The sequence below is a fragment of the Arthrobacter sulfonylureivorans genome (assembly GCF_047607445.1).
Taxonomy (GTDB): domain Bacteria; phylum Actinomycetota; class Actinomycetes; order Actinomycetales; family Micrococcaceae; genus Crystallibacter; species Crystallibacter sulfonylureivorans_A.
In genome coordinates, this window is record NZ_JBLKRT010000020.1 from 67,694 (window position 1) to 77,690 (window position 9,997).

Below are 9,997 nucleotides of genomic sequence, written 5' to 3' on the forward strand. Positions count from 1 at the left end.
TTTTCGTGTTGGAATGTCAGCCCGATGGGCTAGTCAGCGGCCTTCACTGCCAGCACCGGCCGGTCGGCCTGCAGCAGGATGCGCTGGGCGTGCGACCCCATGATGAACTTGCCTACCTGGCTGCGCTGGCGCAGGCCGATGACGATCAGGGAGACCTCGCGTTCGCGGGCCAGCTCAAGGATCTCCTCGGCCAAGTCGTCGCGGTGCGTCGGGCGCAACACTTCGGCAGTCACACCGGCGGCTTCGGCCGCCGACTTCAGCCGCAGGATGTCGTTCTCGGAGGCGACGGTCTTGTCGACCAAGGCCCCTTCCCGGGTGGAGTTGACGATCAGCAACTCTTCGCCGCGGAGCTTGGCTTCCGCGATCCCGGCGGACACGGCCGCCTCGCCGACCGGGGTGGGTACATAACCGACCAGGATGCTCATACGTTCTCCTTAGATGTGGTGGGGGAAGAGGTCAGGGAGTTTTTCCGGCGATCCATGGCTGACTTGACCATTGGCCAGACGGCGACCAGCACGAAGACCACCAGCAACGTGGCGGAGATCGGCCGCCCCATGAATCCGGCGACGTCGCCTTCGAGCACCAGCAGCGAACGCCGCAGGCTCGACTCCAGCAGGGCACCCAACACGAAGGCCAGTACCAGCGGCCCCGGCTCGAAGCCGAACTTCTTCATCAGGTAGCCGACGGCGCCAAAGAGGACCACCAGCAGCACGTCGAACATCGAGTTGCGGATGGTGTAGGCGCCCAGCAGGGTGATCAGGGCGGTAATCGGCGCCAGGATGGCGGCACGCACCCGCAGGATGCGGACGAACAGACCGACCAGCGGAATGGACATGATCAGCAGCAGGATGTTGCCGATGTACATGGAGTTCACCACGCCCCAGAACAGGTCCGGGTTGTCGACCATCAGCTGCGGTCCCGGGGTCACGCCCTGGATGAGCAATGCGCCGAAGATGATGGCCATGGTGGCGTTGGCGGGGATGCCCAAGGTCAGCAGCGGAATGAAGGAGCTGGTGGCCGCGGCGTTGTTGGCGGTCTCCGGGCCGGCAACGCCTTCGACGGCTCCCTTGCCGAAACGCTCCGGGTTCTTGGCGCGCTTCTTCTCCACCGCGTAGGCAGCGAGCGAGGAGATAGTGGCACCGCCGCCAGGCAGGATGCCCAGGAAGAAGCCCAGCACCGAGCCGCGCCCAATGGCACCGGAGGACTGCTTCAGGTCCTTCTTGGACGGCCACACGTTGGCCACGGTTGCCGGTGCCTGGGCCGCGCGGTGGCGTTCTTCCAGGTTATAGAGAATCTCCCCGACGCCGAACAGGCCCATGGCCACCGGGACGAAGTCGATGCCGTCGGCCAGGCTCAGGTTGCCGAAGGTGAAGCGTTCGGCGCCCGTGAAGACGTCGCGTCCCACGGTGGCCAGCAGCAGGCCGAATGCGGCCGCAATCAGGGCCTTGATCTTTGCGCCGTTGCTGATGGTGGCCACCAGCAGAATGCCGACCAGCGCCAGCGCTGCGTACTCCGGAGGCCCGAAGTCGAGGGCAAAGCTGGCCACCAGTGGGGCCAGGAAGGTAAGTCCGATGATGGCCACGGTGCCACCGATGAACGAGCCGATGGCTGCAATGCCCAGAGCTGTTCCGGCTTTGCCCTTGCGGGCAAGCTGGTAGCCGTCGAAGACGGTGACCACGGAACTGGCCTCGCCCGGCAGCCGGAGCAGCACCGAGGTGATGGTGCCGCCATATTGCGCACCATAGAAAATGCCGGCCAGCATGATGATGGCCGTGACGGGCTCGATTCCGTACGTCAGCGGCAGCAGGATGGCGATGGTCGCCGCGGGGCCGAGGCCCGGCAGGACGCCGATGAGCATGCCGATGACAACGCCCAGCAGGCAGTACAGCAGGTTGGAGGGCATCAGGACGACGCCGAAGCCGTCGATGACCGGTTGCAGGAAATCCATGCGAAGACCTTTGGATCAGTGGTGCAAGGGTGGGTCGAGGGCCCGCCGGTGGCCGGCAGCGCCGACACCGTGGGAACGCACAGCCCGCTAGAACAGGTGGGGAATGGAGGTTCCCAAGGCCAGGATGAAGATGCCGTAGAAGGCTGCGACAACCAGCAAGGAGTACAGGATGGCTCCGCGCCAGGTTTCCCCGCCGAGGAACTTCATCCAGATCAAGCAGAGGAGCAAGGCGGGGATCTCGAAGCCGATGACCGGCATCAGCCAGACCATCGCCAAAAGGGTCGCGAAACCGATGGCCGCCAGCCAGGACAGTTTGGAGAATTTCTCGCCGTCGTGGCCCCCGCGCCGCCCAACTATCAGTTGGGCGAGCGCGAGGACGGCGATGATCAGGCTGACCACGAACGGCCACATTCCAGGCCGGGGCTGGGAGGGAGTTCCCAGCCCCAGCCCGATCGACATGACGAGCCCCGCCACGCCCAGCGCGAGCACCACGAGTGATGATGCGAGGTTGGCAATAGGTCCTGCCGGCGGCGGGGCCTCGGCCTGCCATTGGGCGGCCAGTTGCTCCGGCGTCAGGTCGTCGTCGAAGACGTCGACTGACTCACTGCCTTCTGCTGGCGTCTCGCGGTGGGGCGTCATGGTTAACTCGATTCGCTGTGAAGGCGGGTCGGCCTTACGTGGGTATTGCTACTCGCCGGCCAGCGAGATGTCGTACTTCTCGGTGAGCTCCTTGTACTTGGCAGCCAAGTCGTTCCACTGCTGGACGACTTCCTCGCCGGAGATCTCCTTGGGGGTCAGCATGTTCTTCTCGTTGAAGGCCTTGTAGCTGTCTGTTGCCTGGGCGGCCTCGACGGACGCAACCAGCTTCTCCTTCACGTCCTCCGGCAGCCCCTTCGGCGCAGCCAGGGCGCGGTACTGGGACACCGGGACCTCGTAGCCTTCTTCGATGGCGGTGGGGACGTCGGGCAGGAAGGTGTTGCGCTCGTCGGAGAAGACGACGATCGGCTTGACGGTGCCGGCATCGATCTGCGGCTTGGCTTCGCCGAGCTGGATGGTGGCCAGCTGGACCTGGTTGCCCATGACCGCGGTCAGTGCAGGCGAACCCGAATCGAACGGAACCGCAGTGCCCTCGATCTCCGCCTGGGCAAACAGAATGGCCTGTGACAGCTGCGAGCCGGTGCCCACGCCGGTGGTGCCGAAGGTCAGCTTCTTGGAACTGTTCTTGATGTCGTCCAGGCTCTCGAAGCCGGAGTCGGCGCTGGCCACCAACACGTAGTCGTCCTGGGACAGACCCTTGATGACCTCCAGATCGTCCAGCGTGACGGCTTCTTCTTCAGACACTGCCAGCGGAGTGATAGTGATCAGCGAGGCATTCAGCAGGACGAGATTCTGTCCGTCAGGCTCCATGGCCGCGACTTCCTGGGTTGCGAGGGCGCCGTTGGCACCGGGCTTGTTCACCACCGGAACAGCGACGCCGAGCTCGTCCGCCATACCTTCGGCCGCGGTGCGCGCGATCAGGTCAGTCGACCCGCCCGGAGCCTGGCCGACGGTCAGGGTGATCGGACCGGCGGGGAATTCTCCGCCTTCGGAGGCTGCGCCGCCCACGTTGCCGCCGCAAGCGGTCAACGCAAGCGCAGCAGAGGCAGCGGTCAGACCGAGGACGGTCCGGCGGATGGAGAGTGCTTTCACTTCGGGCTCCTTGCTCGATGAACAGCGATGTTCGAACGGTTCTCAGCCGTGACACGGCTCATATGAAGCAGGTCACTCGTGGCTCGGTCATCGAGCTTAGAAAAAGACTATGATGCATGTCCAAGCCCATTCGTGCATTGAATGATACTGGAAAGGCATCATGTTCACTCTGGACCAGGCGCGCAGTTTCATCGCGGTCGCCGAAGAACTGCATTTCGGAAGAGCCGCTGAGCGGCTGAGCATGACTCAGCCGCCGCTCAGCCGGCAGATCCAGAAACTGGAGCGCAGTATTGGCGTGGAACTTCTGGAGCGGGACAACCGCAAGGTAGCGCTGACCGCAGCCGGGCACGCCTTTCTCGCGGAGGCACGGAAGCTAGTAGTGTCGGCCGACCGGGCGCCCCGAACGGCGCGCCGCATTGCTGCCGGCCGGGCAGGTGAAATACGCATTGGCTTCACGGCCGCCACCGCTTTCAGCCTGCTGGGCTCTTTGCTCGACGAAATTACGCAAGAGCTGCCCGATGTCGACGTCGTGCTCGAAGAACTGGTGACTGGAGAACAAATCCGGGCCATCATGGACGGCGACCTCGATTTGGGCCTGGCCCGTCCGCCCTTTGATACGGACTTATTCGAATCGCATCTCCTGCTCTCGGAGAACCTCATGCTGGCTGTTCCCAGCGGACATCCTCTGGACCGGCTCGCCCGACCGCTTGCCATGGCAGACCTGAAGGACGTGCCGCTGATCATGCATTCACCGATCAAGGCGCGCTATTTCTACGATCTGGTGGTGCGCCAGCTACCGATCGAGCACGGCAACGTGGTTCACACCGTCAGCCAGATCCTCACCATGGTGGCGCTGGTCGCGGCCGGCCGCGGGGTCGCCTTCGTGCCCGAGTCGGCCCAGCTGTTGGGCGTCGACGGCGTCAGCTACTTGCATCTGCCCGGGCTGGCCCCAGACTCGGTGGAACTGCACGCCATCTGGGGCCGTAACTCGCACAACCCTGCGCTACGCAGGATGCTGGACACCGTCTGGACCAAAGCCGCATAGCTGCGCCGGGATCCGAGACCGCGGTAGAGGCCCCACTGGGTAATACTCTTCGTGCATCAATCCATACAAAAGTGGGCTTGGACAGGCATCGTCTGGGATTCCTAGGGTGGAACCAACGCAGTCAACCCCGCCGCTACCGGCACCATCGCAAAGGAAGATGCACGTGGCTCAGTACACGCCCCAAGAACTCGCGGACAAGCTCAAGGACGGGTTGCTGTCCTTCCCGGTCACTGCCTTTGACGCGGAACTGAACATTGACGAAGCTGCCTACCGTAAGCACTTGGAGTGGCAGTCCAGCTTCGATGTTGCCGGGCTGTTTGCCGCCGGCGGCACTGGCGAGGGCTTCAGCCTGACCCCGGCCGAGGCCGCCCGGGTGGTGCGCATGGCCGTAGAGGAAGCCGGCAGCCGGGTTCCCGTGCTTGCCTCCGCCGGCGGCTCCACCGCCCAGGCGATCCAGAACGCCAAGGACGCCGAGGCTGCTGGCGCCGAAGGGCTGCTGCTGCTGCCTCCGTACCTGACCGAATGCGACCAGGCGGGCCTGCTGGCCCACGTGTCCGCCGTCTGCGCCGCCACCAACGTTGGCGTCATCGTTTACAACCGCGCCAACGCCATCTACTCCGCGGACACCGTGGCTGCGCTGGCCGACCGGCACAAGAACTTCATCGGGTTCAAGGACGCCCTGGGCGACATTGAGCACCTCACCAAGGTGTACGCCAAAAACGGCGACCGACTGTTCTACCTGGGCGGCCTGCCGACCGCGGAGACCTTCGCTCTGCCTTTGCTGCAGCTGGGCATGAGCACCTACTCCTCCGCCATGTACAACTTCGTGCCGGAGTTCGCACTGGACTTCTACCGCGACGTCCGCAACCAGGACCGCGATGCCGTGACCGAGAAGCTCAACCGCTTCGTGCTTCCGTACCTGGAGATCCGTGACCGGGTCAAGGGCTATGGCGTCTCCATCGTCAAGGGCGGCCTGAAGGCCGTCGGCCGCGACGGTGGCCTGGTCCGTCCGCCGCTGCAGGACTTGACCGAGCAGGACATCGCCGACCTGTCGTCCCTGATCGATGCAGCCGGCATCCGCCCGGCGGACGCTGCCCTGCAGAACGCCTAGCGTTCGCCGCCTTGGCCCGAAGCGGCTGCCCCGGGACGGGCGGCCGCTTTCCGGCCCTCAGCCACCGTCGACCATCCGCAGTAGAGAAGCAGTAAAGAAGGAGCACCCGATGCCCACCACGCAGACAACACTGACAGGCCATTCGATCATCGCCGGCGAATCCGTCACCGGCACCGGCGGTACCGTCAACGGCTTCGACCCTGCCACCAACGAAACCCTCGAACCGGCCTACAGCCTGATTGACGCTGCCCAGCTCGCCACCGCCACGGCCGCCGCCGAGGAAGCCTTCGATTCCTTCAGCTCGCTGGATCCGGAAACACACGCCGCTTTTCTCGAGAAGATCGCCGACAACATCGAGGCCGTAGGTGAAGAGCTGGTTGAGCGTGCAATGGCCGAAACCGGGCTCCCCGCTGCCCGGCTGAATGGTGAACGCGGCCGCACCACCGGCCAGCTGCGCCTCTTTGCCGCCGTGGTCCGCCAGGGCGACCACCGCGGCGTCCGCATCGATCCGGCCCAGCCGGACCGCCAGCCGATGCCGCGAGCCGACATCCGTCAGCGCAAGGTTCCGCTGGGCCCGGTCGCCGTGTTCGGCGCCAGCAACTTCCCGCTGGCCTTCTCCACCGCCGGCGGCGACACCGCCTCGGCTTTGGCGGCCGGCTGCCCGGTGGTCTTCAAGGCCCACAATGCCCACCCGGGCACCAGCGAAATCGTCGGCCATGCCATTGCCGACGCGGTCCGCGACTCCGGTCTGCACCCGGGTGTGTTCTCGCTGATCTACGGACCCGGCGCCAGCATCGGCCAGGCGCTGGTCTCCGACCCGGCGATCAAGGCCGTCGGCTTCACCGGCTCCCGCTCCGGCGGCACCGCTCTGGTGGCCACCGCCGCCGCCCGGCCGGAACCGATCCCGGTCTACGCCGAGATGAGCTCGATCAATCCGGTGTTCTTCTTCGACGGCGCGCTCAAGGGCGATCTGGACGCGCTGGCCGCAGCCTACGTCGGCTCGGTCACCGGCTCCAGCGGCCAGCTCTGCACCGCGCCGGGCCTGGTCTTCGTCCCCGCCGGCGAAACGGGCGATGCCTTCGCCGCTGCCGTGAACCGCGCCATGGCCCCGTCCGCCGGACAAACCATGCTGACCCGCGGCATCGCTGAGTCCTGGACCGCCGGCGTCGATTCGCTAGGCAAGCAGGATGGTGTGGAGTTGGTGGCCCGCGGCCAGGCCGGAGCCACGCAGAACGCCCCGGCCCCGGCCGTGTTCGGCACCGACGTCCCCACGTTCCTCTCCAACAACGTGCTGCACGAGGAAATCTTCGGCGCGGCGTCGCTGATGGTCCGCTACACCTCCACGGACGATCTGCTCGCGGCCGCCAAGCGGCTGGAAGGCCAGCTGACCGCCACTCTGCACATGACCGATGAGGACCAGGCCACGGTCGCCCCGCTGCTGCCGGTCTTGGAGCGCAAGGCAGGCCGCATCCTGGCCAACGGCTGGCCGACCGGCGTCGAAGTGGGACACGCCATGGTCCACGGGGGCCCGTTCCCGGCAACCTCGGACACCCGCACGACGTCGGTGGGCACCTTGGCGATCGAACGGTTCCTCCGCCCGGTGGCCTACCAGAACATCCCGGACGCCCTGCTGCCGGCCCCGCTGCAGCAGTCCAACCCGTGGCAGCTGAACCGGCGCATCGACGGCACCATCGAACGCGCAGGAGAGTAAAGCATGAGCAACCAACCCACGATTGCCGCCGTCGAGGTCGTCCCGGTCGCCGGGCACGACTCGATGCTGCTGAACCTCTCCGGCGCACACGGTCCGTTCTTCACCCGGAACGTGGTCATCGTGACCGATTCCGATGGCCGCACCGGCCTGGGCGAAGTCCCCGGCGGCGAGAAGATCCGCGCCACCGTCGAGGACGCCGGCGCCATGATCACCGGCCGCCCGGTGGCCCGTTTCCGCAGCCTGCTGCGTGAAATCGCCGCCGCCTTCGCCGACCGCGACTCCGGCGGCCGCGGCCTGCAGACCTTCGACCTGCGCACCACAGTGCACGCCGTGACCGCCATCGAATCGGCGCTGCTGGACCTGCACGGCCAGTTCCTGGGCGTGCCCGTGGCCGAACTGCTCGGCGACGGACAGCAGCGCGACGCGGTGCCGATGCTCGGCTACCTGTTCTACGTGGGCAACCCCGACGCCACCGACCTGCCGTACCTGCGCGAACCGGACGGTGCGGACGACTGGGAACGCGTCCGCCGGGAAGAGGCGATGACGCCGGAGGCGGTGGTCCGCCTGGCTGAGGCCGCGCAGGCCCGCTACGGCTTCCAGGACTTCAAGCTCAAGGGCGGCGTCCAGGCCGGCGACCTGGAAGTCGACGCGGTGACCGCGCTCAAGCAGCGCTTTCCGGACGCCCGCATCACGCTGGATCCGAACGGCGGCTGGCTGCTGCAGGACGCCATCCGACTGGGCAAGCGCATGCAGGGTGTGGTGGCGTACGCCGAAGACCCGTGCGGCGCCGAAGGCAAGTTCTCCGGCCGCGAGGTGATGGCGGAGTTCCGCCGGGCCACCGGCCTGCAGACAGCCACGAACATGATCGCCACCGACTGGCGCGAAATGGCCCACGCGGTGCGCACCAACGCCGTCGACATCCCGCTGGCCGACCCGCACTTCTGGACCATGGCCGGCTCCGTCCGGGTGGCACAGTTGTGCAACGAATTCGGCCTGACCTGGGGCTCGCATTCGAACAACCACTTCGACATCTCGCTGGCCATGTTCACCCAGGTTGGCGCGGCTGCCCCCGGTGAGATCACCGCGCTGGACACGCACTGGATCTGGCAAGACGGCCAAGGCCTGACCAAGCAGCCGCTGCAGATCCGCGACGGGGAGATCAAGGTCCCGCAGGCCCCGGGCCTGGGCGTCGAACTCGACCGCGACCGGCTGGCCGAAGCGAACGCGCTTTACCTGGAGCACGGCCTCGGCGCGCGCGACGACGCCGTCTCCATGCAGTACCTGGTGCAGGGCTGGGAATTCGATCCCAAACGCCCCTGCTTGGTCCGCTAGGACCTTCCGCCCGCTCCGCACACCGCGGGGCGGGCGGATTTTTCCGTTCTACCGTGCAAGGCTCTGTCCGGTCGGCCACTCCTGGGCCGGCCGGACATTGCCGTGATGTGAAGGAGGTTCCGTGGAAGGAGTGCTGCTCGGCTTCGGCGTAGTGCTGGTCATCGTGGCGGTGGGCTTCGCGGCCGCCGCCATCTTGCCGCAAAAGGCGCCGGAGATGCAGCGCGGGCTCACGCCGGTTATTTTCTACATCACGAATCCGGCGCTGATGCTGGTGTTGCTCGCGGACACGGACCTCGCGTCGGTGATCGGCGTCTACACCCCGATTGCCTTGATCACGGCGGCTGTTGCCGGCACAGTCTATGCACTGTTCAGCCGCTTCGCGCTGCGGCGCTCAGCCGCCCAAACGGCCGGCGGGGCCATGGCCTCCACCTACGTGAACGCCGGGAACATCGGCGTGCCCATCGCCCTCTACGCGGTGGGCAGCGCAGACCCGGTGGTCTCGGTGCTGCTGGCCCAACTGCTGGTCATCGCGCCGATCTACTTGTCCATTTTCGCCTGGTGCCAACGGAAGGCCGCGGCCGTCCAGCCCCTGTCTTCCGACGGCGGTGCTCCCGCCACTGTCCCGCTGTGGCGCACCGTGGTGAGGTCCGTCCTCAACCCCGTTACGGTTGCCACCGCCGTCGGGGCACTGATGTCGTTGACCGGGCTTCACCTTCCGGAGGTGCTCTGGACGCCGATTGAAATGGTGGGTAACGCTTCCATCCCCCTGCTGCTGATGCTGTTCGGCATGAGCCTGTACGGACAGAAGCCCCTGACCCAGCGGAGCCTGCGCGCCGACGTGGCGCTGGGCATCTCGGTGAAGCTGATCCTGATGCCGGTTCTCGCCTGGGTGGTTGGGCATTTCCTCTTCCAACTGGACGGCGTCCCGCTGCTGGGCGTGGTGGTCATGGCCGCTTTGCCCACGGCGCAGAACGTGTTCCTGTTCGCCAGCCAGTTCAGGATGCAGTCAACGCTGGTGCGCGACATCATCTTCGTCAGCTCGCTGCTCTCGCTCCCGGCGGTCCTGCTCGTGGCCCTGCTGCTGGGCTAGCCGGTGCGGCCCAAGAGCAACGGCCCGGGGGGGTTGGGGGGTTTTTTGGGTGTTTTGGGTTTCCCCCTCTT

Annotated in this window: 9 protein-coding genes; 5 read left to right on the plus strand and 4 right to left on the minus strand. The window is 66.2% G+C overall.

Annotated features, from left to right (window positions below; all coding sequences use genetic code 11):
* Window positions 1–29 precede the first annotated feature (29 nt).
* The 4 genes from ACMX2H_RS11195 to ACMX2H_RS11210 form a co-directional block, all read right to left on the minus strand.
* Window positions 30–425 (minus strand): universal stress protein, encoded by a 396-nt coding sequence (locus ACMX2H_RS11195; protein ID WP_414960569.1) that lies wholly within the window; start codon window positions 423–425, stop codon window positions 30–32.
* The gene (locus tag ACMX2H_RS11200) at window positions 422–1,948 is read right to left on the minus strand and encodes a tripartite tricarboxylate transporter permease (protein ID WP_414960570.1); all 1,527 of its coding nucleotides are present in this window, start codon (window positions 1,946–1,948) and stop codon (window positions 422–424) included. Before ACMX2H_RS11200 ends, ACMX2H_RS11195 begins: the two co-directional genes overlap by 4 nt.
* Window positions 1,949–2,035: 87 nt before the next feature.
* Window positions 2,036–2,587 (minus strand): tripartite tricarboxylate transporter TctB family protein, encoded by a 552-nt coding sequence (locus ACMX2H_RS11205; protein WP_414960571.1) that lies wholly within the window; start codon window positions 2,585–2,587, stop codon window positions 2,036–2,038.
* 48 nt (window positions 2,588–2,635) lie between these two features.
* The gene (locus tag ACMX2H_RS11210; protein ID WP_414960572.1) at window positions 2,636–3,637 is read right to left on the minus strand and encodes a tripartite tricarboxylate transporter substrate binding protein; all 1,002 of its coding nucleotides are present in this window, start codon (window positions 3,635–3,637) and stop codon (window positions 2,636–2,638) included.
* A 160-nt stretch (window positions 3,638–3,797) separates the two neighbouring features.
* On the opposite strand from ACMX2H_RS11210, the gene ACMX2H_RS11215 reads away from it, so the two are divergent.
* From ACMX2H_RS11215 to ACMX2H_RS11235, 5 genes are all read left to right on the plus strand, one after another.
* Entirely contained in the window at window positions 3,798–4,682 is an 885-nt protein-coding gene (locus tag ACMX2H_RS11215; RefSeq protein WP_414960573.1) for a LysR family transcriptional regulator, read from the plus strand.
* Window positions 4,683–4,845: 163 nt separating this feature from the next.
* Complete coding sequence (gene kdgD / locus ACMX2H_RS11220) at window positions 4,846–5,793, plus strand: 5-dehydro-4-deoxyglucarate dehydratase (protein WP_414960574.1); 948 nt, start codon at window positions 4,846–4,848, stop codon at window positions 5,791–5,793.
* Between the two features lie 109 nt (window positions 5,794–5,902).
* Entirely contained in the window at window positions 5,903–7,504 is a 1,602-nt protein-coding gene (locus ACMX2H_RS11225; RefSeq protein ID WP_414960575.1) for an aldehyde dehydrogenase (NADP(+)), read from the plus strand.
* Between the two features lie 3 nt (window positions 7,505–7,507).
* Entirely contained in the window at window positions 7,508–8,836 is a 1,329-nt protein-coding gene (locus ACMX2H_RS11230; protein WP_414960576.1) for an enolase C-terminal domain-like protein, read from the plus strand.
* 121 nt (window positions 8,837–8,957) lie between these two features.
* Window positions 8,958–9,926, plus strand: coding sequence for an AEC family transporter (locus ACMX2H_RS11235; RefSeq protein WP_414960577.1), 969 nt, complete (start codon window positions 8,958–8,960; stop codon window positions 9,924–9,926).
* The last annotated feature ends 71 nt before the right edge of the window (window positions 9,927–9,997 follow it).